General features: G+C 73.4%; 29 protein-coding genes. 18 read left to right on the top strand and 11 right to left on the bottom strand.

The genetic code is table 11. The features are described from left to right. Positions 1 to 13: 13 nt before the first annotated feature. The 7 genes from AB0D66_RS20280 to AB0D66_RS20250 all read left to right on the top strand — a co-directional run bounded on the left by AB0D66_RS20280 (position 14) and on the right by AB0D66_RS20250 (position 6,159). The gene (locus tag AB0D66_RS20280) at positions 14 to 853 is read left to right on the top strand and encodes a HipA family kinase (protein ID WP_362305004.1); all 840 of its coding nucleotides are present in this window, start codon (positions 14 to 16) and stop codon (positions 851 to 853) included. Next, positions 850 to 1,233 (top strand): DUF3037 domain-containing protein, encoded by a 384-nt coding sequence (locus tag AB0D66_RS20275; RefSeq protein WP_362305002.1) that lies wholly within the window; start codon positions 850 to 852, stop codon positions 1,231 to 1,233. The genes AB0D66_RS20280 and AB0D66_RS20275 overlap by 4 nt, the downstream gene beginning before the upstream one ends. A 258-nt stretch (positions 1,234 to 1,491) precedes the next feature. Then, complete coding sequence (fabG, locus tag AB0D66_RS20270; RefSeq protein ID WP_266610951.1) at positions 1,492 to 2,253, top strand: 3-oxoacyl-ACP reductase FabG; 762 nt, start codon at positions 1,492 to 1,494, stop codon at positions 2,251 to 2,253. Between the two features lie 28 nt (positions 2,254 to 2,281). Beyond that, positions 2,282 to 3,046: an SDR family oxidoreductase gene (locus tag AB0D66_RS20265; RefSeq protein ID WP_362304998.1), complete on the top strand. Its 765-nt coding sequence runs from the start codon at positions 2,282 to 2,284 to the stop codon at positions 3,044 to 3,046. A 152-nt stretch (positions 3,047 to 3,198) separates the two neighbouring features. Continuing rightward, entirely contained in the window at positions 3,199 to 4,782 is a 1,584-nt protein-coding gene (locus AB0D66_RS20260; RefSeq protein ID WP_362304995.1) for an ABC transporter substrate-binding protein, read from the top strand. Between the two features lie 100 nt (positions 4,783 to 4,882). Beyond that, positions 4,883 to 5,551: a uracil-DNA glycosylase gene (locus tag AB0D66_RS20255; RefSeq protein ID WP_362305098.1), complete on the top strand. Its 669-nt coding sequence runs from the start codon at positions 4,883 to 4,885 to the stop codon at positions 5,549 to 5,551. 95 nt (positions 5,552 to 5,646) lie between these two features. Further along, a complete protein-coding gene (locus AB0D66_RS20250; RefSeq protein ID WP_362305095.1) occupies positions 5,647 to 6,159 on the top strand; it encodes a hypothetical protein in 513 nt (170 codons plus the stop codon). A gap of 34 nt (positions 6,160 to 6,193) precedes the next feature. Here the strand turns inward: AB0D66_RS20250 and AB0D66_RS20245 are convergent, their stop codons facing one another. Next, on the bottom strand, positions 6,194 to 6,733 hold the full coding sequence (locus AB0D66_RS20245; RefSeq protein ID WP_362304993.1) for a hypothetical protein: 540 nt from the start codon (positions 6,731 to 6,733) through the stop codon (positions 6,194 to 6,196). An 83-nt stretch (positions 6,734 to 6,816) separates the two neighbouring features. Next, the gene (locus AB0D66_RS20240; protein ID WP_362304990.1) at positions 6,817 to 7,344 is read right to left on the bottom strand and encodes a DinB family protein; all 528 of its coding nucleotides are present in this window, start codon (positions 7,342 to 7,344) and stop codon (positions 6,817 to 6,819) included. Between the two features lie 84 nt (positions 7,345 to 7,428). Between AB0D66_RS20240 and AB0D66_RS20235 the strand changes: the two genes are divergently transcribed. Continuing rightward, complete coding sequence (locus tag AB0D66_RS20235; RefSeq protein WP_362304987.1) at positions 7,429 to 8,334, top strand: Gfo/Idh/MocA family oxidoreductase; 906 nt, start codon at positions 7,429 to 7,431, stop codon at positions 8,332 to 8,334. Here AB0D66_RS20235 and lnt read toward each other — a convergent pair. From lnt to AB0D66_RS20210, 5 genes are all read right to left on the bottom strand, one after another. Further along, positions 8,258 to 9,844 carry an apolipoprotein N-acyltransferase gene (lnt, locus tag AB0D66_RS20230; RefSeq protein WP_362304984.1) on the bottom strand — a complete coding sequence of 529 codons (1,587 nt, stop codon included), beginning with the start codon at positions 9,842 to 9,844 and terminating at the stop codon, positions 8,258 to 8,260. The genes AB0D66_RS20235 and lnt overlap by 77 nt on opposite strands. Before the next feature lie 53 nt (positions 9,845 to 9,897). After that, positions 9,898 to 10,365, bottom strand: coding sequence for a nuclear transport factor 2 family protein (locus AB0D66_RS20225; protein ID WP_362304981.1), 468 nt, complete (start codon positions 10,363 to 10,365; stop codon positions 9,898 to 9,900). 70 nt (positions 10,366 to 10,435) lie between these two features. Beyond that, on the bottom strand, positions 10,436 to 10,612 hold the full coding sequence (locus tag AB0D66_RS20220; protein WP_361766639.1) for a hypothetical protein: 177 nt from the start codon (positions 10,610 to 10,612) through the stop codon (positions 10,436 to 10,438). Between the two features lie 113 nt (positions 10,613 to 10,725). Continuing rightward, complete coding sequence (locus tag AB0D66_RS20215; protein WP_362304978.1) at positions 10,726 to 11,604, bottom strand: undecaprenyl-diphosphate phosphatase; 879 nt, start codon at positions 11,602 to 11,604, stop codon at positions 10,726 to 10,728. A 48-nt stretch (positions 11,605 to 11,652) separates the two neighbouring features. Next, positions 11,653 to 12,381 (bottom strand): VTT domain-containing protein, encoded by a 729-nt coding sequence (locus AB0D66_RS20210; protein ID WP_362304975.1) that lies wholly within the window; start codon positions 12,379 to 12,381, stop codon positions 11,653 to 11,655. A 49-nt stretch (positions 12,382 to 12,430) separates the two neighbouring features. Here AB0D66_RS20210 and AB0D66_RS20205 point away from each other — a divergent pair, with 49 nt between their 5' ends. The 4 genes from AB0D66_RS20205 (at position 12,431) to AB0D66_RS20190 (ending at position 16,431) form a co-directional block, all read left to right on the top strand. Next, positions 12,431 to 13,147: a DNA alkylation repair protein gene (locus tag AB0D66_RS20205; protein ID WP_362304973.1), complete on the top strand. Its 717-nt coding sequence runs from the start codon at positions 12,431 to 12,433 to the stop codon at positions 13,145 to 13,147. 278 nt (positions 13,148 to 13,425) lie between these two features. Beyond that, the gene (tuf, locus tag AB0D66_RS20200) at positions 13,426 to 14,607 is read left to right on the top strand and encodes an elongation factor Tu (RefSeq protein ID WP_362304970.1); all 1,182 of its coding nucleotides are present in this window, start codon (positions 13,426 to 13,428) and stop codon (positions 14,605 to 14,607) included. A gap of 116 nt (positions 14,608 to 14,723) precedes the next feature. After that, complete coding sequence (locus AB0D66_RS20195) at positions 14,724 to 15,572, top strand: patatin-like phospholipase family protein (protein ID WP_362304967.1); 849 nt, start codon at positions 14,724 to 14,726, stop codon at positions 15,570 to 15,572. 67 nt (positions 15,573 to 15,639) lie between these two features. Further along, positions 15,640 to 16,431, top strand: coding sequence for a fused MFS/spermidine synthase (locus AB0D66_RS20190; protein ID WP_362305093.1), 792 nt, complete (start codon positions 15,640 to 15,642; stop codon positions 16,429 to 16,431). Here AB0D66_RS20190 and AB0D66_RS20185 read toward each other — a convergent pair. Both AB0D66_RS20185 and AB0D66_RS20180 read right to left on the bottom strand, forming a co-directional pair. Beyond that, a complete protein-coding gene (locus AB0D66_RS20185; RefSeq protein WP_362305090.1) occupies positions 16,418 to 17,731 on the bottom strand; it encodes an MFS transporter in 1,314 nt (437 codons plus the stop codon). The genes AB0D66_RS20190 and AB0D66_RS20185 overlap by 14 nt on opposite strands. A gap of 130 nt (positions 17,732 to 17,861) precedes the next feature. Next, the gene (locus tag AB0D66_RS20180; RefSeq protein ID WP_362304964.1) at positions 17,862 to 18,890 is read right to left on the bottom strand and encodes a hypothetical protein; all 1,029 of its coding nucleotides are present in this window, start codon (positions 18,888 to 18,890) and stop codon (positions 17,862 to 17,864) included. 96 nt (positions 18,891 to 18,986) lie between these two features. Here AB0D66_RS20180 and AB0D66_RS20175 point away from each other — a divergent pair, with 96 nt between their 5' ends. From AB0D66_RS20175 to AB0D66_RS20160, 4 genes are all read left to right on the top strand, one after another. After that, entirely contained in the window at positions 18,987 to 19,439 is a 453-nt protein-coding gene (locus AB0D66_RS20175; RefSeq protein ID WP_189973593.1) for a DUF4442 domain-containing protein, read from the top strand. Positions 19,440 to 19,487: 48 nt separating this feature from the next. Beyond that, positions 19,488 to 19,688 carry a type II toxin-antitoxin system VapB family antitoxin gene (locus AB0D66_RS20170; RefSeq protein ID WP_362305087.1) on the top strand — a complete coding sequence of 67 codons (201 nt, stop codon included), beginning with the start codon at positions 19,488 to 19,490 and terminating at the stop codon, positions 19,686 to 19,688. 138 nt (positions 19,689 to 19,826) lie between these two features. Then, a complete protein-coding gene (locus tag AB0D66_RS20165; protein ID WP_362304960.1) occupies positions 19,827 to 22,334 on the top strand; it encodes a glycoside hydrolase family 3 C-terminal domain-containing protein in 2,508 nt (835 codons plus the stop codon). A gap of 58 nt (positions 22,335 to 22,392) precedes the next feature. Beyond that, a complete protein-coding gene (locus AB0D66_RS20160) occupies positions 22,393 to 23,067 on the top strand; it encodes a DedA family protein (protein WP_362304957.1) in 675 nt (224 codons plus the stop codon). A gap of 18 nt (positions 23,068 to 23,085) precedes the next feature. Here the strand turns inward: AB0D66_RS20160 and AB0D66_RS20155 are convergent, their stop codons facing one another. Next, positions 23,086 to 23,637, bottom strand: coding sequence for a gamma carbonic anhydrase family protein (locus AB0D66_RS20155; RefSeq protein ID WP_362304954.1), 552 nt, complete (start codon positions 23,635 to 23,637; stop codon positions 23,086 to 23,088). Between the two features lie 131 nt (positions 23,638 to 23,768). Here AB0D66_RS20155 and AB0D66_RS20150 point away from each other — a divergent pair, with 131 nt between their 5' ends. Then, positions 23,769 to 24,575: an acyltransferase gene (locus tag AB0D66_RS20150; protein WP_362304951.1), complete on the top strand. Its 807-nt coding sequence runs from the start codon at positions 23,769 to 23,771 to the stop codon at positions 24,573 to 24,575. An 87-nt stretch (positions 24,576 to 24,662) separates the two neighbouring features. Here the strand turns inward: AB0D66_RS20150 and AB0D66_RS20145 are convergent, their stop codons facing one another. After that, a complete protein-coding gene (locus tag AB0D66_RS20145; protein ID WP_362304948.1) occupies positions 24,663 to 25,067 on the bottom strand; it encodes a CoA-binding protein in 405 nt (134 codons plus the stop codon). 122 nt (positions 25,068 to 25,189) lie between these two features. Between AB0D66_RS20145 and AB0D66_RS20140 the strand changes: the two genes are divergently transcribed. Further along, positions 25,190 to 25,816: a YigZ family protein gene (locus AB0D66_RS20140; RefSeq protein WP_362304945.1), complete on the top strand. Its 627-nt coding sequence runs from the start codon at positions 25,190 to 25,192 to the stop codon at positions 25,814 to 25,816. Positions 25,817 to 25,831 lie beyond the last annotated feature (15 nt).

Raw genomic sequence — 25,831 nt, 5'->3', positions numbered from 1 at the left:
GTAACCTGGGCGGATGCTGTCCGAAGTGATCGCGACCCGTTACGTCACGCCCCTGCGTGAGGGCGGCTCGCTCCCGGGAATCGTCGAGGCCGACGACCTCGGTACCTACGTCATGAAATTCACCGGAGCCGGCCAGGGGCGCAAGACCCTGGTCGCCGAAGTCGTCTGCGGCCGCCTGGCCCAGCGGCTGGGCCTGCGGGTCCCGCGGCTGGTGCAGATGCAGCTCGACCCCGTCATCGGGCTCGGCGAGCCCGACCAGGAGGTGCAGGAGCTGCTCAAGGCCAGCGGCGGGCTGAACCTCGGCATGGACTACCTGCCCGGGTCGATCGGCTTCGACCCGCTCGCCTACCAGGTGGACCCGGTCGAGGCGGGGCGGGTGGTCTGGTTCGACGCCCTGATCAACAACGTCGACCGGTCCTGGCGCAACCCGAACATGCTGGTCTGGCACGGGGACCTGTGGCTCATCGACCACGGCGCCACCATGATCTGGCACCACAACTGGCCCACCGCCCAGGCGGCCTCCGCCAAGCCCTACAACGCCTCCGACCACGTCCTGGCCCCCGTCGGCCCCGACATCGCGGCGGCCGCGGCCGCCCTCGCACCGCTGGTCACCGAGGAGCTGCTCACCGCGGTCGCGGCCGACGTGCCCGACGAGTGGCTGGTGGACGAGCCCGGCTTCGACTCCACCGACGCGCTGCGCCGCGCCTACGTGGAGGCGCTGCTGCCGCGCGCGGCCACGATCCACGAGAGGATCTCGATGGAGGCCGAGGTGAAGCCCCGGTCCGGGCCGCCCGGCTGGCTCGCCGAGCGCCTCGCCCCTCAGCCCCACCGGAAGAAGAGCGACAGCGAGTGATCAAGCGGGACGTTTTCGAGTACGCGCTGGTGCGTGTGGTGCCCCGGATGGAACGCGGGGAGTGTTTCAACGCCGGGGTGATCGTCTACTGCCGGGCGCATTCCTTTGTCGCCGCGCGCACCCACCTCGACGAGGCGAAGCTCCTCGCGCTGGATCCGCAGGCGGACGTGGCCGGGGTGCGGGCCGCGCTGCGCGGCGTCGAGGGGGTGTGCGGCGGCGGGGCCGCGGCGGGGCAGGCGGCCGGTGACGACGCCGGGCGCCGCTTCCGCTGGCTGATCGCGCCGCGCAGCACGGTGGTGCAGCCGGGGCCGGTGCACACCGGCCTGACGGCCGATCCCGCCGCCGAGGTGGAGCGGCTGCTGGAGCTGCTGGTCCGCTGACCGGGGCCGCCGGGGCTCCGCCGGGGGCTGCGCCGGGGTCGGGTGCCGCGCCGCTGCGGGGGCTCCGCCCCCGGCCCCCCGCGCCTCAAGCGCCGGCGGGACTGGACAGGGGCCCCGCCGCCTTGAGCGGTGGCGGATCCGGCTGCACCCGGTGGGCGTTGACACCGGGTGCCAGGGCTCCTAGCGTCTCCTCAGCTGAAGCTACTAAGCGGTTGCTCACCTCTGGGCGGCCGTTTCTCAAGGGCGAGGAGATCCAGCATGTCCACCACCGAGCAGCGCGTCGCGATCGTGACCGGGGCGGCCCGGGGCATCGGCGCGGCCACCGCCGTACGCCTGGCCGCCGAGGGCAGGGCCGTCGCCGTACTCGACCTCGACGAGGCGGCCTGCAAGGACACCGTGGAGGCGATCACGGCGGCCGGCGGCAAGGCCCTCGCGGTCGGCTGCGACGTCTCCGACGGCGCGCAGGTGGAGGCGGCCGTCGCGCGCGTCGCGAGCGAGCTCGGCGCCCCGACCATCCTGGTCAACAACGCGGGCGTGCTGCGCGACAACCTGCTCTTCAAGATGAGCGAGACCGACTGGGACACGGTCATGAACGTGCACCTGCGCGGCGCCTTCCTGATGTCGAAGGCCTGCCAGAAGTACATGGTGGAGGCCAAGTTCGGCCGGATCGTCAACCTGTCCAGCAGCTCGGCCCTCGGCAACCGCGGCCAGGTCAACTACTCCGCGGCCAAGGCCGGTCTGCAGGGCTTCACCAAGACCCTGGCCATCGAGCTCGGCAAGTTCGGCGTCACCGCCAACGCGGTCGCCCCCGGCTTCATCGTCACCGAGATGACCGCCCAGACGGCCGCCCGCGTGGGCATGGGCTTCGAGGACTTCCAGGCGGCGGCCGCCACCCAGATCCCCGTCCAGCGCGTCGGCCGCCCCGACGACATCGCCAACGCCATCGCCTTCTTCACGGGCGAGGCCGCCGGCTTCGTCTCCGGCCAGGTCATGTACGTGGCCGGCGGCCCGCTCAACTGACGAGCTCACGAGAGGCAGGGCGCACACGATGACGACGTACGACGGCAACGACAGCGGCAAGGTCGCACTGATCACCGGAGCGAGCCGCGGCATCGGCTACGGCATCGCCGAGGCGCTGGTCGCCCGCGGCGACCGGCTGTGCATCACCGGGCGCAACGAGGACGCCCTCAAGGAGGCCGTGGAGCGCCTCGGCGCCGACCGGGTGATCGGGGTGGCGGGCAAGGCGCACGACGAGGCCCACCAGGCCCTCGCCGTCGAGCGCACCATGGAGGCCTTCGGCCGGGTCGACTTCCTGGTCAACAACGCGGGCACCAATCCGGTCTTCGGCCCGATCGCGGACCTGGACCTCGGGGTCGCGCGCAAGGTCTTCGAGACGAACGTGATCTCGGCGCTCGGCTTCGCGCAGCGGACCTGGCACGCCTGGCAGAAGGAGAACGGCGGGGCGATCGTGAACATCGCCTCGATCGCCGGAGTCTCCGCCTCGCCGTTCATCGGCGCCTACGGGATGAGCAAGGCCGCCATGGTCAACCTCACCCTCCAGCTCGCGCACGAGATGGCGCCCGGGGTCCGCGTCAACGCGATCGCCCCGGCGGTGGTCAAGACCAAGTTCGCGCAGGCGCTCTACGAGGGCCGGGAGCAGGAGGCCGCGGCCGCCTATCCGCTCGGCCGGCTCGGGCTTCCGGAGGACATCGGGGGCGCGGCCGCATTCCTTACATCTGCACAAGCGGAATGGATCACAGGACAAACTCTGGTCGTTGACGGAGGTATGTTCCTCAATGCCGGAGTGCACTGACCGATAACCGGACGCATTTGCCCTCGAAAGGGAGGCAAATGCATACCTAATGTGCACGGAACCGGTCAAGTGCCCCACGAAACCTGCCCATTGGATTCGTGGGGCACTGCGGTAGGGTCTGCCGCACCCCTGGCTGATCGAGGAGCGTGCACGTGTTCAACCGGACCAGATGCCTGCAGATCACTGCGGCCCTTGCGTCCATATCCCTGCTCGCCGGTTGCGGCCTGCTTTCGGACGACAGTGCCGCCGATACGAAGCCGATCGTCGTCGGCACCACGAGCGCGCCCAGCACCCTCGACCCCGCAGCGGCATGGGACGGCTCCTGGGAGCTGTACCGGAACGTCTACCAGACCCTGCTGGCCTTCCCCACGGGCTCCACCAAGCCCCAGCCGGACGCCGCCCAGAGCTGCGAGTTCACCGACGCGCAGAACGAGTCCTACCGGTGCACCCTGCGCAAGGGCCTGAAGTTCTCCAACGGGGAGCCGCTCGACGCCAAGGCCGTCAAGCACTCCCTGGACCGGATCCGGACCATCGGGTCCAAGGTCGGCCCCAAGGACCTCTTCGGCTCCCTCGACAAGATCGAGACGCCCGACGCGCTGACCGTCGTCTTCCACCTGAAGACCCCCGACGCCACCTTCCCCTTCGTCCTCGGCTCGCCGGCCGCCTCGCTGGTCGCGCCCAAGGACTACCCGGCCGACAAGGTGCGCGAGGACGGCAAGGTCACCGGCTCCGGCCCGTACGTGCTCGACGCGTACAAGGAGGGCAACGAGGCCGTCCTCGGCCGCAACGGGAGCTACACCGGCTTCGCCAAGCGCCAGAACAACGCCGTGACCATCCGCTACTACACGGACTCGGCGAAGATGGTCTCCGACCTGAAGTCCAAGGGGATCGACGCGATCTACCGAGGCCTCGCGGCCTCCGAGATCAGGGCGCTCCAGGGACCCGACGGGGCCGGGCAGGGCGTCCAGGTCGTCGCGAACGTCGGCGCCGAGATCCGCTACCTGGTGTTCAACCCCAAGGACCCGGCGGTCGCCAAGCTCCCGGTCCGCCAGGCCATCGCCCAGGTCATCGACCGCGGGGCGCTCGTGTCCAAGGTCTACCAGGGCACCGCCGAGCCGCTGTACTCGATGGTCCCCAAGGGCGTCGTCGGCCACAAGACGCCCTTCTACGACAAGTACGGGCACGCGGACGTCGACGAGGCCAAGAAGATCCTCAGGGCGGCCGGGATCAACCAGCCGGTCGAGCTGACCTTCTGGTACACCACCGACCGGTACGGCTCTTCCACCGCCGAGGAGTTCACCGAGATCAAGCGCCAGCTGGACGAGAGCGGCCTCTTCAAGATCACCCTGCGCAGCCAGCCCTGGAAGGCCTTCCAGGAGGGCTACAAGGGCCAGGAGTACCCCGTCTTCGGCCGTGGCTGGTTCCCCGACTTCCCGGACCCGGACAACTTCATCGCGCCGTTCATCGGCAAGGAGAACGCGGTCGGCACCCCGTACGAGCCGAACGAGATCCTGACCGACCTGCTGCCCAAGACCCGCCGTGAGGGAGACCGGTCGGCCGGTGTCCACGAGTTCGAGCGGGCCCAGCAGATCTTCGCCGAGGACGTCCGCCTGCTGCCCCTGTGGCAGGGCAAGCTCTACGTCGCCGCGCGGGACGACATCGCCGGCGCCGAGCGGGCGCTGGACCCGCAGACCGCGATGCAGATGTGGGAGTTCTACCGCAAGACCAGCTGGTAGCGGTGGCGGCGACGCGGGCGGCTGAGGCGTTGTCAGTGGCCCCCGGTAGGTTCAGGAGCAGTTGCACGAACTTGTACCGGAGGTTGTCGCCGTGACCCAGATGCTGCCCGAGTCCTGGCTCCCCGTCCTCGGCGGGGAGCTGGACCAGCCCTACTTCAGGGAACTCACCGAGTTCGTCGAGAAGGAGCGGGCGAACGGGCCGGTCTACCCGCCCCGCGACGAGGTCTTCGCCGCCCTGGAGGCCACGCCCTTCGACCAGGTGAAGGTCCTCGTCCTCGGCCAGGACCCCTACCACGGCGCCGGCCAGGGCCACGGCCTGTGCTTCTCCGTGCGGCCCGGGGTCAAGACCCCGCCCTCGCTGCGCAACATCTACAAGGAGATGAAGGAGGAGCTCGGCCTCCCGGTCCCGGACAACGGGTACCTGATGCCGTGGGCCCGCCAGGGCGTCCTGCTGCTGAACGCGGTGCTCACCGTCCGTGAGGCCGAGCCCAACTCGCACAAGGGCAAGGGCTGGGAGAAGTTCACCGACGCGGTGATCCGCGCGGTGTCCGAGCGCCCCGATCCGGCCGTGTTCGTGCTCTGGGGCGCCTACGCCCAGAAGAAGATCCCGCTCATCGACGAGGAGCGGCACGTGATCGTCAAGGGCGCCCACCCCTCCCCGCTCTCGGCCAAGAAGTTCTTCGGCTCCCGGCCCTTCACCCAGATCAACGAGGCCATCGCCGCGCAGGGGCATGAGCCGATCGACTGGCGGATCCCGGACCTGGGCTGACCGCACCCCGCGCCTCGGCGCCATTGCCGGTGCCTCCGGCTAGCTTCATGACGACCGGACCGGAGCAGGTCCGGCAGGACGAGCCGGAGGCCGCGGTGACGGAGCAGCAGGAGGCGTCGGAGGACGCCGTCATGACCAGGATCGGCCAGGCTGTCATCCTGCTGCACGCCGGAGACCGCGAGGAGGCCCGCAACCGGCTCGGTGCGATCTGGTCCGAGATCGGCGAGGAGGGCGACTGCCTCCACCGCTGCACGCTGGCCCACTACATGGCAGACGCCCAGGACGACCCGGGGGACGAGCTGGCCTGGGACCTGAGGGCCCTGGCCGCCGCCGAGGCGCTGCGGGACGGGGCGCCCGCCGCGCGGGAGCAGGGTCCGGCGATGCGGGCGTTCTACCCGTCCCTGCACCTCAGCCTGGCCGCCGACTACGTGAAGCTCCAGCGGCCGGACGCGGCGCGGGTCCACCTGGCGCGGGCCCGCGCCGCCACCGGGGCGCTGTCCGACGACGGATACGGCACCGGCGTGCGGGCCGCCATCGTCCGCCTGGAGCGGCGGCTCGCCACGGAGCCGGGCCCCGGGCCCCGGCCGTTTCCCGAGCAGTCGCCCTGACGCCGGCCGTCACCCCGGGGCCGGCCGGGTCGGATCAGTCCCCCTGGACGCCCGCGCAGATGCGGGCCTCCGGGCTGTCCGGCTGCCACCGGCCGTGCCGGCGGCCCAGCGCGCACACGTCGGCGGGCCGGACCGGCAGCTCCTTCATCAGCTCCCGCTCCTTCCCCGCCTCGGAGCGCGGCCGGTGGGGGCGGCCGTCGCCGTCACGGCCCGGGGCGCCTTCGGCGGGCCGGCGCGGCTCCGGGATGTCCGGGACCGGCGGCGGTGCCTGCACGGGGCCGCCGGAGGCGCCCTGCGGGGCGCGCTCGGCGGACCGGCGGGCGGGCGCGGAGGCGGCGGGGCGCGCGGGCTGCTCCGGGACGGCCTTCAGCGCCTCCAGCGCGGGCGCCTGGACCACCACGGGGGCGGCCCCGGGCCCGCCGCGCGGTTCGTGGTGCGGCGGCTGCCCGGCGGCAGGAGCCCCCGCCGGCTGTCCGGCGGCGGGGCCGGGGCTCACGTTCACGCAGCCGGAGACGGCCGAGACGGCACAGGCGACTCCGAGCAGCAGCTTCGTCGTGGTTCGGGTTGGATGCACCCGCGCAACTCTGCTCCGTGAGGACCGCGTTGTGAAAACCCGGAGCCCATATTCAGCCCATATTCACCCCGCACGGGTGACGGCTAGTCGCCGGTCGCGCCGTCTATCTGCTCGCGCAGCAGGTCCGCGTGGCCGTTGTGCCGCGCGTACTCCTCGATCATGTGGGTGTAGACCCACCGCAGGCTGAACACCTCGCCGCGGTGGTGGCTGTCGGCGTCCGACACCAGGTCCAGCGGACGGCCCGCGGCGGCCTGGCGCGCCAGCTCGACCTCGGTCTGCCACACCTGCTCGGCCTCCGCCCAGGTGGCCTCGGCGCCGAAGTGGAAGTCGCCGTCCACGTCCTCGCCCGTGGAGTACAGCTCGGGCAGGTCCTCGCCGAGCAGGATCTCCCGGAACCAGTACCGCTCCACCTCGGCCATGTGCCGCACCAGGCCGAGCAGGCTCAGCTCGGACGGCGCGAGCGGCGTGCGGCGCAGCTGCTCGTCGGCGAGCCCCTCGCACTTCCAGGCGAGGGTGGCGCGGTGGTAGTCGAGCCAGCCCTCCAGCATGTCCCGCTCGCCGGCGGTGGTGGAGGGCTCGTCGCGATGTGATCCGGAACTCGTGGTGGTCATGACCGCCATCCTCAGCGAACAAGCCCCCCACCACCAGGGATTATGCTGCGAGCGTCCCCCAAGGAACGAACCAGGAGGCTCCCGGTGAAGGTCGGCTGCATCGGACTCGGCGACATCGCGCAGAAGGCGTACCTGCCCGTCCTCACCACCCGCCCGGAGGTCGAGCTGCACCTGCAGACCCGTACGCCGGCCACCCTGGAGCGGGTCGGTGCGATCCACCACCTCCCGGCCGGCCGGCTGCACGCGGATCTCGACTCGCTGCTCGCCGAAGGGCTCGACGCGGCGTTCGTGCACGCCCCGACCGCCTCCCACCCCGAGATCGTGGCGCGGCTGCTGGAGGCCGGCGTGCCGACGTACGTGGACAAGCCGCTCGCCTACGAGCTCGAGGACTCGGCGCGGCTGGTGCAACTGGCCGAGGAGCGCGGGGTGTCCCTCGCCGTCGGCTTCAACCGCCGCCACGCGCCCGGCTACACGCAGTGCGCGGACCACCCGCGCGAGCTGATCGTGATGCAGAAGAACCGCGTCGGGCTGCCCGAGGACCCCCGCACGCTGGTGCTCGACGACTTCATCCACGTCGTCGACACCCTGCGCTTCCTGCTGCCGGGCGAGGCCGACCACATCGACGTCCGGGCCGTGGTGCGCGAGGGGCTCATGCACCAGGTGGTGCTCCAGATGTCAGGAGAGGGCTTCACCGCGCTCGGCATCATGAACCGGCTGTCGGGCTCCACCGAGGAGATCCTCGAGGTCTCCGGACAGGACACCAAACGGCAGGTCGTCAACCTCGCGGAGGTCATCGACCACAAGGGCCAGCCGACCGTGCGGCGGCGCGGGGACTGGGTGTCGGTCGCCCGCCAGCGCGGCATCGAGCAGGTGGTGGACGCCTTCCTGGAAGCCGTGGAGACGGGCAGGACGCTCAGCGCGCGCGACGCGCTGCTGACCCACGAGCTGTGCGAGCGGGTGGTCCGCTCGGCTCTGGGGCAGGCCTCCTGAGCGAGCGGAGGCCTTCCACGGCGCAGTAGGCCGCCAGCGCGGCGAGGGCCGCGGCCACCGGCCAGTCCCCGTGGCGGACGTAGGGGGTCGTGCCGCGGGCGAGCGGGACCTCGTACACCCGCGCCGTGCTCGCGGAGGTGGGCAGGGCCGGGCCGATCCGCTCCCCGGAGGGGCCGTGCACCGCGCTGACGCCCGTCAGGGTGGCGTGCACCACCGGGCGGCCGGTCTCGGCCGCCCGCAGCGCGGCCAGTGAGGCGTGTTGTCCCGGGGCCCAGCTGTCCTGGAAGCTGGAGGTCGCCGACTGCGCGACGAGGAGCTCGGCCCCCCGGCGGGCCAGGTGCCGGCTCATGTCGGGGAAGGCCGACTCGAAGCAGACCAGCGGACCGAGCCGGACCCCCGGCAGGCCGTCGGGCCGGGCGGGCACGTCCATGACCACCGGGGTGTCGCCCGGGACGCGGTCCTCGCCGGCCGCCTTGCCGACCGAGGTGGCCCAGCCGAGCAGGGCTCGGGCCGGTACGTACTCACCGAAGGGGACCAGCCGCATCTTGTCGTACCGGTCTCCGGTGAGGCCCTGGGGGCCCACGAGCACCGCGCTCTTGCGGATCCCGGGGCTGTCCGCCCCGCGTGCGTCCACGTTGACCAGCAGCGGAGCCCCGACCTGCGCGGACAGCGAAGCCAGCCGGCCGGCCAGGTCCGGGCGGGCGGAGAGGTCGCCGCCGACGCTGCTCTCGCCCCACACCACCAGGTCGACCGGCTGCCCCGCCAGGCCCCGGGTGAGCCGCTCTCCGGCGGCGAACCGCTGCTCCGCGCTGTCCGGGCCGTCCGGCATCACCCCCGGCTGTACGACGGCCACCCGCAGCCGGCCCGACGGCTCGGGGCCCGGCACCCACAGCCACACCGCCCCCGTCAGCACCGCACACCCCGCCACCCCGGCCACCGCCGGGATCCGGGCCCGGGGCGCCGCGATCAGCAGCACCAGCGCGCTGTTCACCGCCACCACCAGGAGGCTCACCAGCCACACCCCGCCCACCGAGGCCAGCCGCAGCGCGGGCGGCACCTGCCACTGGCTGGCGCCCAGCAGCCCCCACGGCCCGCCCAGCCCCTGCCAGGACCGGACCACCTCCGACAGCAGCCACCCCGCCGGTACGAGCACCAGCGCGGCCGCCGCCCGGCCCGCCGCCGGGATCCCGCCCAGCAACTCCCGCACGAGCAGGGCCCACGGGATCCACAGCAGGCCCAGCAGCGCGGCCAGCGGCACCAGGAACACGTGCAGGCTCGGCAGCAGCCAGTGGTGGACGGCCACGATGAAGCCCGCCCCGCCGAGCCAACCCTCCAGCACGGCCCGCCGCCCGGTGGGAGCCGACCGCAGCAGCAGCATCCAGGGCAGGAGGGCCGCGTACGCGAACCACCACAGCGCGGGGGCGGGGAAGGCGAGGGCAGGCAGCGCCCCCGCGGCGACGGCGGCCGGCGCACGCCACCGCGGGTACCACCCAGCCCGGATCGGGACCATGGCGCGCCTCCGCTTCCAGTGTGGCAGTGCCGGACGAGCCCGCCCGGCCGGGCTCAGGCGGAGAGGTGCCGCCACTTCTCGTGCACGGTGACGCGGGTGAGCCGCCAGCCGTCGGACGTGCGCGCCAGCGCGAAGGTGTACCGCCCGGCGGCGACGAAGTTGGGCGCGGTGACCGTCCCGTCGAACTCGTCCCCGGCGAGCCGCATCGGATTGAGGAAGTCCGCCCGCACCTCGGCCCGGTCGCCCGGGGAGCCGTCCAGGACCTCCAGCCGTACCAGCCGGTTGACGATCAGGTGCTGGCGTACGGGGAAGAGCTTCATGGTCTGCTCGAGCCAGTCGGCGACCTCCCCGGCGGGGCCCTCGATCCCGCCCGCCGAGCCGTAGTCCGCCCGCCCTGACGGGGTGAACAGGGCGCGGTAGGCCGCCCAGTCGCCGTCGTCGACGGCCACCGCGTACCCCGAGACCACCTCGTCGATCGCCAGCCGGTCCATGACCGTGGCGAGGTCCACACGCTGCGTCATCGGGCAAGTGTGGGGCTGCGGAGGCACGAGGCCAAGGGGCGTGCGCCGGCCGGATCTTCCCGCGGCCCCCTCAGTGTCCGGAATACACCTCCCGCTGCCGGACCACGACCAGGAACGCGTCGCTGTCCAGATCCATCACCACTTCGGCCGGCACGCCCTCGCGCATCCGCTGGGCCGCGTACTCCTCGGCGGGCCAGCTTCCCCGCGGACTTCCGGCCGGAAAACGCTCCAGAACCACCCGACGCATGGGCCACCCCCTGCTTCTCGCCTTCAGGTCTCTCCTGGCACAACGACGCGGAGGCCGCCCGGGAACGTTCCCGAGCGGCCTCCGGTTCACGCGAAGCGGTGAGCGCGGTCCCCCTACTGGCCGGACTCCCCGGCGTGCGGGCTCAGCACGTCCGTGCCCACCAGCACGAACAGGACGATGCCCAGCAGGATCCGGTAGATCACGAAGGGCATGAAGCTCTTGGTGGTGATGAACTTCATGAACCATGCGATGACCGCGTAGCCGACGAAGAAGGCGATGACCGTCGCGAAGATCGTCTGAGCCCACGAGATGTGGCCCGGGTCCTCCGCCACTTCCAGCAACTCGAACGCGCCCGAGGCCAGCACGGCCGGGATCGCGAGGAGGAAGGAGTAACGGGCCGCGGCCTCACGGGTGAAGCCCAGCAGCAGACCGCCGGAGATCGTCGCGCCGGAGCGGGAGACGCCCGGGATCAGGGCCATCGCCTGGCAGAGGCCGAAGATCAGGCCGTCCTTGACACCCAGTTCGCCGAGGGTCTTGCGCTCGCGGATGGCGCGGTGCCGGCCGCCCTCCTCGTCGCGGGCCGCCAGCCGGTCGGCGATGCCCAGCACGATGCCCATCACGATGAGCGTGGTGGCGATCAGGCGCAGGTCGCGGAAGGGGCCCTCGATCTGGTCCTTGAAGGTGACGCCGAGGACACCGATCGGAATCGAGCCGACGATGACCAGCCAGCCCATCTTGGCGTCCTGCTCGGAGCGCAGCGACTTGGTGTACAGCGACCGGGTCCAGGTGGAGACGATCCGGGCGATGTCCTTGCGGAAGTAGATCAGTACGGCGGCTTCGGTGCCGATCTGCGTGATGGCGGTGAAGGCCGCTCCCGGATCGTGCCAGCCGGCGAAAGCCGCGGTCAGCCGCAGGTGCGCGCTGGAGGAGATCGGGAGGAACTCCGTAAGCCCCTGGACGAGACCGAGGATTAGGGATTCGAACCAGCTCATGTCGGGGTGCGCTCGTCCTTGTGATCGTCGGGCAGTTCGGGTCCGATGCTAGGGCCCGTGCGAGGCGCCGGTGACCACAGGGGGGTGCTGGGGCGCCAGTCCGCAGGCCGCCGCGGGGATCCGGGCCGGTGCCAGACGGTGCCGCTTGCGCCACGCGACCACCGCGGCGGCCACCACGGAGACCACGATGAAGCCGAAGGAGACGAGAAACGCGGGCGAGCCGGGGGAGGAGGCGCTCGCCCCCGCGATGACGTACGCGGTGGTGTTCGGGACGACCCCCAGCGCCGTGGCGCCCAGGAACGGAACCCACCCGCAGCGGGACACCGCCGCGCAGTAGTTGGCCACCACGAACGGCACCCCGGGGAAGAGCCTGACGGCGAGCATCGAACGGAACCCGTGCCGGCTGAGCTGGCCGTCGGCCGCCTGGAGCCAGCGGCCCCGCAGGTACGGACGCAGCGCCTCCTGGCCCATGACACGGCCCAGGCCGAAGGCGATCCCGGCGCCGAGCACGGTGCCGCCGACCGCCGCGAAGAGGCCGAACTGGGTGCCGAAGACCGCTCCCGCGGCCAGGTTGAGCAGGGGGCGGGGCACGAAGGCCGCCGCGCACACCCCGTACCCGGCGGCGAACAGCGCCACCGCCGTGCCCACCGGCAGCCCCGGGGGCCAGCCCTCCGACAGCACGCGCTGGGGCTCGTACAGCAGCACGCACACGCCGGCCGCCAGCAGCAGCACGACGAGCAGCGACAGCCGGGTCCACGGCGCCAGGAGGAGGGGCATCTGGGGAGACTAGCCGACGCGTGCGGCAGCGCGCCGTAATCTGGGCCTCATGCCGACGAACGACAGGCGGCCTCCGAGCGTGCCGCGCAGCGCCCTCGCGGACACCCTCCTGGAGCGGCTGACCGGCACGTATCCGACGGCGGCCGACCCCCTGCGGGCCCGGGCCATGACCGCCTACATGAAGGACGCCGCACCCTTCCTCGGCATCCCCACCCCGCTGCGCCGCGAGCTGTCCAAGGCAGTGACCAAGGACACGCCCCGGCCCTCGGAGGCCGACTGCGCGGCGCTCGCGCTGCGCTGCTGGGGGCTCCCGGAGCGGGAGTACCACTACTTCGCGGTGGACTACCTGCGCCGGCACACCGCCCGCTGCTCCTCGGGCCTGCTGCCGGTGGCCCGGCACCTGATCACCACCGTGCCGTGGTGGGACACGGTCGACCTGCTGGCCGCGCACACGGTCGGCCCGCTGGTGACCGCCGACCCCGCGCTGGCCGCGGTGATGGACGAGTGGATCGGCGGCGAGGACCTATGGCTCGCCCGCACCGCCCTGCTCCACCAGCTCCGCTACAAGTCCGCCACCGACACCGGCCGCCTCTTCGGCTACTGCCGCGCGCAGGCGGGCCACCCGGACTTCTTCATCCGCAAGGCCATCGGCTGGTGCCTGCGGGAGTACGCGAAGACCGACCCGGACGCGGTACGGGCGTTCGTCGAGGCCGAACGGGGCTCCCTGTCCCCGCTGTCCGTGCGCGAGGCGCTCAAGAACTCCTGAGCGCAGGGACGTTCACCCGACCGCCCCCGGCGGAAATCCAGTCGACGGGCCGGGGGCGGTCCGGCAGGATCAGGGCATGTCCCGGTACGCCTTCCCCGTCGCACCGTCCGCAGTCGCGGACGCGCCGAAGGCTGCCGTCCTCGCAGAGGCATTCCCCTTCGCCGCATTCGACGGCGCACGAAGCTGACCCTTCCCGGATCGTCCGGCGGACCCCGCAGGGGGAGGGTCGGCCCGACCCAGGGGTCCCGTTCCGGCTTCGAAGAAACGGGAAAGACACCATGGCCAAGACGGCCTTCGTGCGGACCAAGCCGCACCTCAACATCGGCACCATGGGTCACGTCGACCACGGCAAGACCACCCTCACCGCCGCCATCACGAAGGTGCTCGCCGAGCGCGGGGGCGCCTCCTTCGTGCCCTTCGACCGCATCGACCGGGCCCCCGAGGAGGCCCGGCGGGGGATCACCATCAACCTCACGCACGTCGAGTACGAGACGGACACCCGCCACTACGCCCACGTGGACATGCCCGGCCACGCCGACTACATCAAGAACATGGTCACCGGCGCCGCGCAGCTCGACGGGGCGATCCTCGTCGTCTCCGCACTCGACGGGGTCATGCCCCAGACCGCCGAGCACGTCCTCCTCGCCCGGCAGGTCGGCGTCGACCACATCGTGGTGGCGCTCAACAAGGCCGACGCCGGGGACCCCGAGCTGACCGACCTGGTCGAGCTGGAGGTCCGCGAGCTGCTCAGCTCGCACGGCTACGGCGGCGACGGCACGCCGGTCGTCCGGGTCTCCGGGCTCCGGGCGCTCGAGGGCGACCCGCGGTGGACCGGGGCGATCCAGGCGCTGCTGGACGCGGTGGACACGTACGTGCCCACACCCCAGCGGTACACGGACGCGCCGTTCCTGCTGCCGGTGGAGAACGTGCTCACCATCACCGGCCGGGGCACGGTCGTGACCGGCGCCGTCGAGCGCGGCACCATCCGCCTCGGCGACCGCGTCAGCATGCTGGGCGGGGACGGCGCCTCCGAGAGCGTCGTGGTCACGGGGCTGGAGACCTTCGGCAAGCCGATGGAGTCCGCCGAGGCGGGCGACAACGTCGCGCTGCTGCTGCGCGGGGTGCACCGCGACCAGGTGCGCCGCGGCGACGTGGTGGCCGCGCCCGGCAGCGTGAGCCCCCAGCGGCGCTTCACCGCGCAGGTCTACGTGCTCTCCGCGCGCGAGGGCGGCCGCAGCACCCCGGTCGCCACCGGCTACCGGCCGCAGTTCTACGTCCGCACCGCCGACGTGGTCGGGGACGTGGACCTGGGCGGGGCGGGGGTGGCCAGGCCGGGGGAGACGGTCACCATGACCGTCGAGCTCGGCCGGGACGTCCCGCTGGAGCCGGGGCTCGGCTTCGCGATCCGCGAGGGCGGGCGGACCGTCGGCGCGGGGACGGTGACGGAAGTGCTCGGCTGATCCGCTGATCCGCTGATCCGTCCCCCCCCCGGCCGACCCCGACCCCGCCGTGGTGACGGCAGTCCGCCTGCGCGAGACTGCCGTCACCACAGGCATGCGCGGAGGGGCGGGCGGACATGGGCGGCGAAACGGCACTGGTGCTCGGCGGCGGGGGACTGACCGGCGTCGGCTGGGAGAGCGGGATGCTCTACGGCCTCGCCCGCGCGGGCGTGGACCTCACCACCGCCGACCTCGTCGTCGGCACCTCGGCCGGCTCGGTGGTCGGCGCCCAGCTCAGCTCCGGGCTGCTCACCCCGCAGGAGCTGTACGAACGCCAGCTCGGCGACGCCACGGGGGAGATCGCGGCGAAACTGGGGGCGGGCGTCATCGCCCGGTACGCGCTGGCCATGGCGCGCGCCCGCACCGACGCGACCGCCTACCGCCGGCGGGTGGGCGCCATGGCGCTGGCCGCTGACACCGGCCCCGAGGCGGAGCGCCGCAAGGTGCTGGCGGCCCGGCTGGTCTCGCACGAGTGGCCCGAGCGGCGGCTCGTGGTCACCGCCGTGGACGCGCTCAGCGGTGAGCTCAGGGCCTTCGACCGCGAGAGCGGCGGCGCCCTGGTCGACGCGGTCGCGGCGAGCTGCGCCGTGCCCGGGGTGTGGCCCCCGGTGACCGTCGGCGGCCGCCGCTTCATCGACGGCGGGATCCGCTCCGCCACCAACGCCGACCTCGCCGCCGGCTACGCCCGCGTGGTGATCATCGCCCCGATCTCGCTCGGCTCCGGGCTCGTCCCCTCGCCCGCCGTGCAGGCCGCGAAGCTCCGGGAGGCGGGCTCCCGGGTGCTGCTGATCACCCCCTCGGCCGCGGCCCGCAAGGCCTTCGGACGCAACGTCCTGGACCCGGCCCGGCGGGACCCGGCCGCGCGGGCCGGGCTGGCGCAGGCCGCCGAGCACGCCGCCGAGGCGGCCGCCGTCTGGTCGGCCTGACAATGGTGCGGTGAGCGACGAGCAGATCCCGGTGATCCGGGACGTGGACCAGGGCACCGCCAAGCTGATGCCGGACGTGGACCGGGAGCGGGCCTGGCTGCTGACCGTCGACGGGGCGCCGCAGTCGTACGTGGACCTCGACGATCCGGAGCACCTGGAGTTCGAGTACGTACGGCGCCTCGCGCACGTCCTGGACTGCGCGGCCGAGCCGGGGCTCGCGCTGGACCTCCTGCACCTGGGCGGCGGCGCCCTGACCCTGCCCCGCTACGCCGCGGCCACGCGGGCGCGGTCCCGTCAGACGGTGGTGGAGTTCGACGCGGGGCTGGTGGAACTGGTCGGCGAGCACCTGCCCCTGCCGGCGGGGGCGGGGGTCACGGTGCATGCCGCCGACGCCCGGGCCTGGCTGGCGCAGGCGCCCGCCGGGAGCGCGGACGTGGTGGTGGCCGACGTGTTCGGCGGTTCGCGGGTGCCGGCGCAGCTGACGTCGGTGGAGTACGCGCGGGAGGCGGCGCGGGTGCTGCGGCCCGGCGGCGTGTACGCGGCCAACCTGGCCGACGGGGCGCCCTTCGGCTTCCTGCGGGCGCAGCTCGCCAACTTCGGCACCGCGTTCGCCGAGCTCGCGCTGATCGCGGAGCCGGCGGTGCTGCGGGGCCGGCGGTTCGGGAACGCGGTGCTCCTGGCGTCCGACGCTCCGCTGGAGGTCGGCGCGCTGGCCCGGCGGTGCGCGGCGGACGCGTTTCCCGCCAGGGTGGAGTACGGGGACGCGCTGGCGCGGTTCATGCGGGGGGCCGTGCCCGTGGGCGACGCCGAGGCGGCTCCCTCACCGGCTCCGCCGGAGGGTGCGTTCAGCCTGGGGTGAGCGGCAGGTGCGGCGCCGCCTCCCGGGGCTCCGGCCCCGGCTCCCGTGCCGCGAAACCGCCCGCGACCGCGGGCGGGGCCGGGGGCTTGCGACGCGTCATGTTGCGGACGTCCGGGATCAGCAGGACCAGGGCGGTCGCCAGGACCACCAGGACCGCGCAGCCCCACAGGGCCTCGGCGCGGCCGAAGGCGGACTCCGCCGGACCCGCGAGCGCGGTGGCCAGCGGGAGCATGGACACCGAGCCGAACCAGTCGTAGGCGGAGACCCGGGAGAACTTCTCCTCCGGGATCTCCTGGTGCATCGTCGTCATCCAGTTCACGCCGAAGACCTCGATGGCCAGGCCGCTGACCAGCATCACCACGCACAGGCCCCAGACGGGGAGCGGCACGGCCAGGCCCGCCGACGGCAGGGCCAGCGGGAACACACACAGGGTGCCCACCAGCAGCAGCCGGCGCGGCTTCCACTTCATCATCAGGACGGCGCCCGCGATCGTGCCCGCGCCGAAGAAGCCCAGGGCCAGCCCCCAGGGCGCCGGCCCGCCCAGCTGGTCCCGGGCCACGAGCGGACCGTAGACCGCCTCCGCGGCGCCGACGACGGCGACGACGACGGAGAACTGGAGCACGATGCCCCACAGCCAGGGGCGGGTCTTGAACTCCACCCAGCCCTCGCGCAGATCGGCCAGGAGGCCGCCGCCCGGCGTCCGGTCGGGGACGTGGCTGACGTCGAGGAAGGCCCGCAGCGCGCCCGCGACGGCGAAGGCGGCCGCGTCCACGGCCAGGACCCAGCCCGGTCCGATCACGGCGATCATGGCCCCGCCGAGGGCCGCGCCTCCGATGCCCGCGCCGTTCATCGCCATGCGGAAGAGCGCGAAGGCGCGGTTGGCGTGCTCGCCCGAGACGGTGGACAGGAGCATGCCCTCGGCCGCGGGGTTGAAGAAGGCCGTACCGGTGCCGCACAGCGCGGTGAGCAGCATCATCTGCCACAGCTGTGGGTCGCCGGCGAGCACGAGCACGGCGAAGGCGGCCTGGGAGACGCAGTTCAGGGCATTGGCCGCGACCATCACGCGGTGGCGCGGCAGCCGGTCGGCGAGCGCGCCGCCGATGAGCAGGAACAGGACGAGCGGCACGGTGCGGGCCGCCGCCACCAGGCCGACGTCGGAGCCCGATCCGCCGGACTCCATCACCGCGAAGGCGGCGGCGATGAGTGCTCCGTGGCTGCCGAGGTTCGTCACGACCGCGGCGCCCGTCAGCAGGGTGTAGTTGCGGCCGGCCCACGCGGGACGGCGGCGGTGCGCGGGCATGGGGGGCGTGCTGGGCGGGGCGGCGGGGGGAGAACTCACCCCCGGACTATCCCCGCCCCGGGCCGAGAATCCAAACGGATTCCCGGCCGGGGGGAGAGGGGAGGGGGACCCGGGGGAGAGGGGAGGGAGGTCAGCTGCCGGACAGGCGGACGGTGCTGAGGATCTTCTCCATCGTTTCCTTGCTGACCTCGTCCGGAACTCCGGCGGCGCTGTAGAGGATCCAGCTCGCGAAGTCACCCTTGGCGTTCTTGAAGCTGAAGGCGATGGACTTGCCGTCGGAGGAGCACTTGTTCGCCTTCGGCTGCCCGGTCACGCTCGCGGTCGCCATGTGCCCCTTGAGGCCCGAGGCGGTCGTGTACTCCTTCGGCTCGGAGACCTTGGTGGTGCCCTGCGGCGCCTTCTGCGCGTATCCGGCGAACGCCCAGTTGCCGGCCTCGTTGCGCACGGCCTCGGCGGTGTCCTTGGCGCCCTGGCCGCCCTTGGTGCCGGTGCCGGCCAGCGAGGTCGTCTCCTCGCTGCCGTTCTTGTCGGAGTCGACCTTGCACCAGTCCTCCTTGAGGTAGGCGGGGGCCGACATCATCACGACGGCGGAGCCGTCGTTCTTCACCTCGTCCTCGAAGCCGATGGCCGTGCCGGAGCTCAGGACGTTCCACTCCGGCGGGACCTCGAAGGCGGTGCCGTGCTTGGGGTTGATCACCACCTTCCATCCCGGGACCGTCGGCTTGACGTCCCCCTCGGCCCGCGGGTTCGGGCTGCTGCCGGCCGGGGCGGGGGCGGCGGACGCCGAGGCGGAGGCGGAGGGCTTGGCGTCGGCCTCGTCGGTCTTCCCGTCGTCCCGGGTCAGGACGAACGCGCCGGTCGCCGCCGCCGCCACGACCACCGCGGCCGCGGCGACGATGGCCACGGTCTTCGTCTGGAAGGGGCTCCCGCCGCCACCCGGCTGCCGCTGGGGTTGCTGAGGCGGCTGAGGCGGCTGGGGCGGCCCCCACTGCTGGCCGGGAACCGTCGGGGGCTGCTGGTACCCGGGCTGCTGCGGGTATCCGTAACCGGGCTGCTGCTGGTACGGGTTCGGCTGTCCCGACTGCTGCTGGTAGGGGTTCTGTTGCGCGTCCTGGGGGTTCTGCTCGCCCCCGGGCGGCTGCTGCTGTCCTGGCCACATGGCCGGTAACGATAGTGGGAGCGGGAGCCGCGAGCCACGCCCGCCCCCGTCCCGGCTCTGGCCAAGCGCATCTACTCGTGGGTAACATCGCGTGCCATGAGCGCAGACCAGATGAACGTGGGCGAACTGCTCGCCGCGACGGTACCCATGGCCCGGACCCTGAACCTCCAGTTCCTGGAGACGACCCCCGAGCGCGCGGTCGTCCGGCTCCCGGACCAGCCCGATTACCACAACCACGTCGGCGGCCCGCACGCCGGCGCCATGTTCACCCTCGCCGAGTCCGCGAGCGGCGCGATCGTCCTGGCCGCCTTCGGCGACCAGCTCTCGCGCGCCGTACCCCTCGCGGTGAAGGCCGAGATCGGCTACAAGAAGCTCGCCAAGGGCGTCGTGACCGCCACCGCCACCCTCGGCCGCCCGGCGGCGGAGGTCGTGGCCGAGCTCGACGCGGGCGGCCGCCCCGAGTTCCCGGTCACCATCGCCATCCAGCGCGAGGACGAGGCGGTCACCGGCGAGATGACCGTGGTGTGGACCCTGCGCCCCAACGCGTGAGCCCGCGCCCGCACTAGAGTCCCCCGCACGACGATGGAGGGGGTACCCGTGGCCAAGGTCAACATCAGCCTCGATGCCGAGCTCGTGGTGGAGGTGATGGTGCTCGCCGGGGTCGGATCGCCGCAGGACGCGGTCGAGGCCGTGGTACGCGACTACATCGCGCGCGGGCACCGCACCGAGGCGCGCGTCCAGCTGCGGGACGAACCCGAGCGGGAGGCCGACGGAGCGCAGCAGCCGCCGCAGGGCTGAAACCCGGCGGCGCGGTGGCGCGTCCCGCCCGGGGTCCCGGGCGGCCCGGCGCACAGTGGGCGGGGGAGCGGTCCGGCGCGGGACCGCTCCCCCGCCCCCGGGCTCCCTCCGGGGGTGCCCCAGCCGCAGGGAGCGCCCATGAGCGAGGCCGTGTCCAGACGTTCCGCCGTGCGGCTGCTCGCCCTGGTGGGCCTGGGCGCCGGCGGGTGCGTCGCCACCGTGCCGCCGGGCGGGGGGCTCCGCACCGCCGCCACCCCCGCGCCCGCCCCCGAACCCGCGAGCGCCGCCCGGATCGACTCCCTCCTGGAGCGGCTCACCCTCGACGAGAAGACCGCCCTGCTGCACGGAGCCCGGGACCCGGCCCCCCTCGGCCAGGCCGGCTACGTCCCCGGCGTCCCGCGCCTGGGCATCCCGGCACTGCGCCTCGCCGACGGCCCCGCCGGGGTACGCGTCGCGCGACCCGCCACCGCGCTGCCCGCGCCGGTCCTGCTCGCCTCCGCCTTCGACCCGGAGCTGGCCCGCGAATACGGCCGCGTCCTCGGCCGCGAGGGGCGCGCGCTCGGCCAGGACGTCCTCCTGGCGCCCAGGGCCGACCTCATCCGCACCCCGTACGCCGGACGGAACTTCGAGGCCTTCGCCGAGGAACCGCGGCTCACCGCCGACCTCGTCGCCGAGGTGGTCCACGGGATCCAGGACGAGGGGCTCATCGCCGCCGTCAAGCACTTCGCCCTGGGCACCCAGGAGCACGGCCGCGACACCCTCGACGTCATCGCCGCCGACCGGACCCTGCACGAGACCGCCCTACGGGGCTTCGAGGCCGCCGTGGCCGCCGGCGCGGGCGCGTTGACGGGCACGGCCAACAAGGTCAACGGGGTCTACGCCGGCGAGAGCGAACCCCTGCTCGACGGGGTGCTGCGCGGCGGCTGGGGGTTCGAGGGCTGGGTGCTGTCCGACTGGGACGCCACCCACAGCACCGTCGCCGCCATCAACGCCGGACTCGACATGGAGATGCCCGGCGGCACCCACTTCGGCGGCCCGCTGCGCGAGGCGGTGCGCGCGGGCTCCGTCCCCGAGGGCGCCCTCGACCTCGCCGTGCGCCGGATCCTGCGCACCATGGACCGCTTCGGGCTGCTGGCCGCCCGGCCCCCCGCACGCCCCTCGCGCGACGCCGCCGCCGGGGCGCGGACCGCCCGCAAGGTGGCCGCCGCCGGGGCGGTGCTGCTGCGCAACGAGCACGCCACGCTGCCGCTGACGGGCGCGGCGGCCCGCTCGATCGCCGTGATCGGACCGACCGGCCAGGTCCCCTTCGTCAGCGGCGGCGGGAGGGCCCACGTGGTCCCCGACGGGGCGGCCGCCCCGCTCACCGCCATCCGCCAGCGCGCCGGGAACGGCTCGACCGTGCGCCACGCCCTCGGCGAGGACCTGTACGGCCGGGCCCTGCCGCCGGCCCTGCTGACGCCGCCCGCCGGGCTGGACGACCGGGCGGTGGACGCCGGGCGCGACTGGACGTACGAGGGCGAGTTCCGCCTCGCGGCGGACGACGAGTGGACCCTGCTCGTCCATTACACCGGGCAGCGGCCGGGGGTGCGCCTGGACGGACAGGATCTCTTCCCCGTCCGGCAGGGCCCGGCCGAGGCCTTCGCGGGCGGGCTGCTCGGCACCGCACCCGACGGGATGAGCGTGCGGCGCCGGACGCTTCCGCTCAAGGCGGGCGTCCACCGGCTCGCCGTGACCGCCCGGGGCGGGAACCGGGGCCAGCGCCTGCGGCTGCGGCACACCACGAAGGCCACCCGGGCCGCGGACCTCGCGGCGGCCGTGCAGACCGCGAAGGCGGCCCGCAGCGTGGTCCTGTTCGCCTACGAGGACGCCACCGAGGGCAGCGACCGGACCACCCTGGCGCTGCCCGGCGGGCAGGAAGCACTGATCGAGGCGGTCGCCGCCGCCAACCCCCGCACCACGGTCGTGCTCAACACCTCCTCGAGCACGACGATGCCCTGGCTCGCCCGGACCGGAGCGGTGCTGCAGATGTACTACCCCGGCCAGGAGGGCGCGGGCGCCACCGCCGACATCCTCTTCGGGGACGTGGACCCGGGCGGCCGGCTCACCCAGACCTTCCCGGCCGACGAACGGGCGACGCCCGTGGGCGGGGACCGGCTGCGCTACCCGGGGGTGGGCGGCCGGCAGGAGTACGCCGAGGGCGTCCACGTCGGCCACCGCTGGTACGACGCGCAGCGGGCGGCCCCGCTGTTCCCCTTCGGCCACGGGCTGTCGTACACCACCTGGCACTACGAGAAGCTGACCGTGCGGCCGGGCGACGCCCAGGGGGAACCCGACGGCCTGCGCGTGGAGTTCACCGTCCGCAACACCGGCCGCCGCAAGGGCACCGAGGTGGCGCAGGTGTACGTGGGCCCGTCCGCGCGGCTCGAGCTCGACCAGCCGGTGCGCACGCTGGCCGGCTACCGGCGGCTGACCCTCGCGCCGGGGGAGTCCCGGCGGGTCGTCGTCGACATCGACGCCCGGACGCTGTCGTCGTGGGACCCGGCACGCCGGGCCTGGGTGCTGGGCTCCGGCCGCCGCGAGGTGTTCGCGGGCCGGTCCTCGCGCGAACTGCCGCTGCGGTCAAAGGCGGTGGTGGGGAGCCGATAGGCTGCCCGTTCGGCGGGTCACAGGGGGCGCGCCGGGGACGATTCGGGAGGACGTACCGGTGCACATCCAGGGATGGCTGGAGACGATTCCGGCGGTCAGCATCTATCTCCTCGTGGGTCTGGTCATCGGACTGGAGAGCCTCGGCATCCCACTGCCGGGCGAGATCATCCTGGTCAGCTCGGCCCTCCTCGCCTCGCAGCACGGGGAGATCGACCCCGTGGTGCTGGCGCTCTGCGCGATCACCGGGGCCATCGTCGGCGACTCGATCGGCTACGCGATCGGACGCAGGGGCGGCAAGCCGCTGCTGGAGAAGCTCGGCCGGCGCTTCCCCAAGCACTTCGGGCCGGACCAGGTGGCGCTGGCGGAACGCTCCTTCGAGCGGTGGGGCATGTGGGCCGTCTTCTTCGGGCGGTTCGTGGCCCTGCTGCGGATCTTCGCCGGCCCGCTGGCAGGCGTGCTGCACATGCCGTACTGGCGGTTCCTGACCGCCAACATCCTCGGCGGGATCCTCTGGGCGGGCGGCACCACGGCCGTCATCTACTCGGTCGGGATCGTCGCCGAGCCGTGGCTCAAGCGGTTCTCCTGGCTGGCGCTCGGTCTCGCCGTGCTGTTCGGCATCGCGGTGACGCTGGTGGTGCGCAGCCGGATCAAGAAGGCGGCCGCGGCCGCCGGCGCGTCGGCCGAGGCCGCGGTGCCCGCCCAGCAGGCGGCCCCGGTCACGGTCGGCGACTGAGGCCGCCCGGGACGCCGGCTAGACCTCCGGGGTGACGGAGGCGCGGTGCTGCTTGGCCAGTTCCACGTACATCTGCGCGTTGATCGTGATGTGCTCGCGCTCCTCCTCGGTCAGCGCGCGCCGCACCTTGGCCGGGACGCCCGCCACCAGAGAGCCGGGCGGGACCACCATGCCCTGCGGGACCAGCGCCTGGGCGGCCACCAGGGAGCCGGCGCCGATCACCGCGCCGTTCAGGACGGTGGCGCCCATGCCGATCAGGCAGTCGTCCTCGACGGTGCATCCGTGCACGACGGCGTTGTGGCCGATGGAGACGCGCTCGCCGATCGACACCGGGAACCCGGGGTCCACGTGCACCGTGCAGTTGTCCTGCACGTTGCTGTCCGCGCCGAGCGTGATCGGGCCGCAGTCGGCGCGCAGCACCGCCGAATACCAGATGCTCGCGCCGGCGGCCAGGGTGACCTCGCCGACGACGACGGAGGTGGGTGCGGCGAAGGCGGTCGGGTCGACGGACGGCTGCTTGCCGCCCACGCCCGCGATCAGTGCCTGGCCCTGCGTCGCGTGCTGCGTCATGTTCTCTTCCTCTGTTTCCGGATGCCGCGCTACCGGCACGGTAGGGCACGCGCCCGGTCCGCCCCGCGATGGGGTGAAGATCACAGGATCGTGGTCCGGACGACCGGCCCCCGGCGGACTACCGTGGCCGGGTGCCGAAGAACCAGAACACGTTCTCATCTCTGACGGCCCTGCGCCGCCGGCTGGCGAGCCGCGCGGTCCACGCCGGCTGGCGCTGGATGCAGCAGGCCGGCGCGGTCACCGCGCGGACCCCGGGGCGGCTGCGGTTCGGCGCGATCGGGCCCGCCACCCGGCTCGCCTTCCCGCAGGGCACCATCTTCGGCGAACCCTGGATCCGGCTCGGTGACCACTGCATCATCGGCGAGCAGGTCACCCTCACCGCCGGGATGATGCCGGACCTCGACCTCGGCGCGGAGCCGATGCTCGTCCTCGGCAACGGAGTGGTGATCGGCCGGGACAGCCACGTCATCGCCGACGCCCCGATCAGCATCGGCAACGACACCTTCTGCGGCCCCGGGGTCTACATCACCTCCACGAACCACAGCTACGACGATCCGCACCAGCCCGTCGGCAAGCAGTGGCCGCGCAGCGCGCCGGTGGAGATCGGCCCGGGCTGCTGGCTGGGCACGGGCGCGGTGATCCTCCCCGGGGCCCGGCTGGGCCGCAACGTCGTGGTGGCCGCGGGGGCCGTCGTACGGGGCGAGGTGCCGGACCACGCCGTGGTGGCCGGCGCCCCGGCCCGCGTGGTCCGGCGCTGGGAGCCGGAGACCGGCTGGCAGCCGCCGCTGCGCACGCCGGCGCCGGTGCCGATCCCCGACGGGACCACCCCGGAACAGCTCCGCGGCCTGGCGGAGCTGACGGAGGCCGAGCTTGCGGAAGTCGAGCGGGCGGCGGCCGAGCCGGCGCCGGCCCCGCTGGCGGAAGCCGAAAGGGCCTAGTGCGGTGACCGCGGAGGTTCACCGGGTCCGCCTCGGCGTACGAGGCGCGGTGCCGGACGCCGTGTGCCGGGGCCGTTCGGCACACCCCTAGAGCGCAGGGATCTCGATCGCCGGGCAGCGGTCCATGACCATGGTCAGCCCGGCCTCGCGGGTGCGCCCGAAGGCCGCCTCGTCGACCACGCCCAGCTGGAACCAGACGGCGTCCGCTCCGATGGCCGCGGCCTGGTCGGCCACCGGCCCCGCGAGCTCGCTGTTCACGAAGACGTCCACCACGTCCACCTTGAAGGGGATCTCCTCCAGCGAGGCGTACCCGGGCTCCCCGTGCACGGTCTCCGCCTTGGGGTGCACGGGGACCACGCGCTTGCCGAAGCGCTGGAGGACGCTCGCCACCCCGTAGGCCGCCCGGTCGCGGTTGTTCGAGAGGCCCACCACGGCCCAGGTGTCGCCCAGTTCGGTGAGGATCTTGCGGATGGTCGCCGGATCGCCGTACACGTGTGCCGCCTCCTGCTGGTCAGGCCCTGCTCATCGGGTGCTGTCGGGCGCCGCACGCCGGTGCGCCGCGCCCTCCCGATCAACCGAAAGGACACCTGTCCGATTCCCCGTAGGGTGGAGCGGTGAAGGCAGACCAGTACGTGACGGTGTCCCGCGAGGGCGTGCACGAGTCCGAGATCAACCGCTCGCGCTTCCTGTGCTCGCTCGCGCCCGCCGCGACCGAGCAGGAGGCGCAGGACTTCGTCGCACGCGTCCGCAAGGAGCACCCCACCGCCTCGCACAACTGCTTCGCCTACGTCATCGGCGCCGACGCCGCCGTCCAGAAGGCCAGCGACGACGGCGAGCCCGGCGGCACCGCCGGGGTGCCCATGCTGCAGATGCTCATGCGCCGGGACGTCCGGTACGCGGTCGCCGTCGTCACCCGCTACTACGGCGGAGTGAAACTCGGCGCGGGCGGTCTGATCAGGGCCTACGGCGGGGTCGTCGGCGAGGCACTCGACGAGCTGGGCACCGTCACCCGGCGCCGCTACCGGCTGGCCACCGTCACCGTCGACCACCAGCGGGCCGGCAAGACCCAGAACGACCTGCGCTCCACCGGCCGGACCGTGGTGGACCTGCGCTACGGGGCCGCGGTCGAGATCGAGGTCGCCCTCCCCGAGGCCGACCTGCCCGCTTTCGAGGCCTGGCTCGCCGACAGCACGGCGGGCAGTGCCACCCTCACGCTCGGCGGAGAGACGTACGCGCCCTGAGGGACGGGCCGGACG

Source organism: Streptomyces sp. NPDC048270 (assembly GCF_040652335.1).
Classification (GTDB): domain Bacteria; phylum Actinomycetota; class Actinomycetes; order Streptomycetales; family Streptomycetaceae; genus Streptomyces.
The sequence above is the reverse complement of the archived record's forward strand: the minus strand, read 5'-3'. Positions and strand labels throughout refer to the sequence as shown.

Excerpts from the sequence above, each read along its gene's own strand:
- AB0D66_RS20280 (WP_362305004.1), top strand. The coding sequence starts at position 14 with ATGCTGTCCGAAGTGATCGCGACCCGTTACGTCACGCCCCTGCGTGAG.
- fabG (WP_266610951.1), top strand. The coding sequence starts at position 1,492 with ATGTCCACCACCGAGCAGCGCGTCGCGATCGTGACCGGGGCGGCCCGG.
- AB0D66_RS20265 (WP_362304998.1), top strand. The coding sequence starts at position 2,282 with ATGACGACGTACGACGGCAACGACAGCGGCAAGGTCGCACTGATCACC.
- AB0D66_RS20255 (WP_362305098.1), top strand. The coding sequence starts at position 4,883 with ATGCTGCCCGAGTCCTGGCTCCCCGTCCTCGGCGGGGAGCTGGACCAG.
- AB0D66_RS20240 (WP_362304990.1), bottom strand. The coding sequence starts at position 7,344 with ATGACCACCACGAGTTCCGGATCACATCGCGACGAGCCCTCCACCACC.
- lnt (WP_362304984.1), bottom strand. The coding sequence starts at position 9,844 with ATGGTCCCGATCCGGGCTGGGTGGTACCCGCGGTGGCGTGCGCCGGCC.
- AB0D66_RS20225 (WP_362304981.1), bottom strand. The coding sequence starts at position 10,365 with ATGACGCAGCGTGTGGACCTCGCCACGGTCATGGACCGGCTGGCGATC.
- AB0D66_RS20220 (WP_361766639.1), bottom strand. The coding sequence starts at position 10,612 with ATGCGTCGGGTGGTTCTGGAGCGTTTTCCGGCCGGAAGTCCGCGGGGA.
- AB0D66_RS20215 (WP_362304978.1), bottom strand. The coding sequence starts at position 11,604 with ATGAGCTGGTTCGAATCCCTAATCCTCGGTCTCGTCCAGGGGCTTACG.
- AB0D66_RS20210 (WP_362304975.1), bottom strand. The coding sequence starts at position 12,381 with ATGCCCCTCCTCCTGGCGCCGTGGACCCGGCTGTCGCTGCTCGTCGTG.
- AB0D66_RS20205 (WP_362304973.1), top strand. The coding sequence starts at position 12,431 with ATGCCGACGAACGACAGGCGGCCTCCGAGCGTGCCGCGCAGCGCCCTC.
- tuf (WP_362304970.1), top strand. The coding sequence starts at position 13,426 with ATGGCCAAGACGGCCTTCGTGCGGACCAAGCCGCACCTCAACATCGGC.
- AB0D66_RS20195 (WP_362304967.1), top strand. The coding sequence starts at position 14,724 with ATGGGCGGCGAAACGGCACTGGTGCTCGGCGGCGGGGGACTGACCGGC.
- AB0D66_RS20190 (WP_362305093.1), top strand. The coding sequence starts at position 15,640 with ATGCCGGACGTGGACCGGGAGCGGGCCTGGCTGCTGACCGTCGACGGG.
- AB0D66_RS20185 (WP_362305090.1), bottom strand. The coding sequence starts at position 17,731 with ATGCCCGCGCACCGCCGCCGTCCCGCGTGGGCCGGCCGCAACTACACC.
- AB0D66_RS20180 (WP_362304964.1), bottom strand. The coding sequence starts at position 18,890 with ATGTGGCCAGGACAGCAGCAGCCGCCCGGGGGCGAGCAGAACCCCCAG.
- AB0D66_RS20175 (WP_189973593.1), top strand. The coding sequence starts at position 18,987 with ATGAGCGCAGACCAGATGAACGTGGGCGAACTGCTCGCCGCGACGGTA.
- AB0D66_RS20165 (WP_362304960.1), top strand. The coding sequence starts at position 19,827 with ATGAGCGAGGCCGTGTCCAGACGTTCCGCCGTGCGGCTGCTCGCCCTG.
- AB0D66_RS20155 (WP_362304954.1), bottom strand. The coding sequence starts at position 23,637 with ATGACGCAGCACGCGACGCAGGGCCAGGCACTGATCGCGGGCGTGGGC.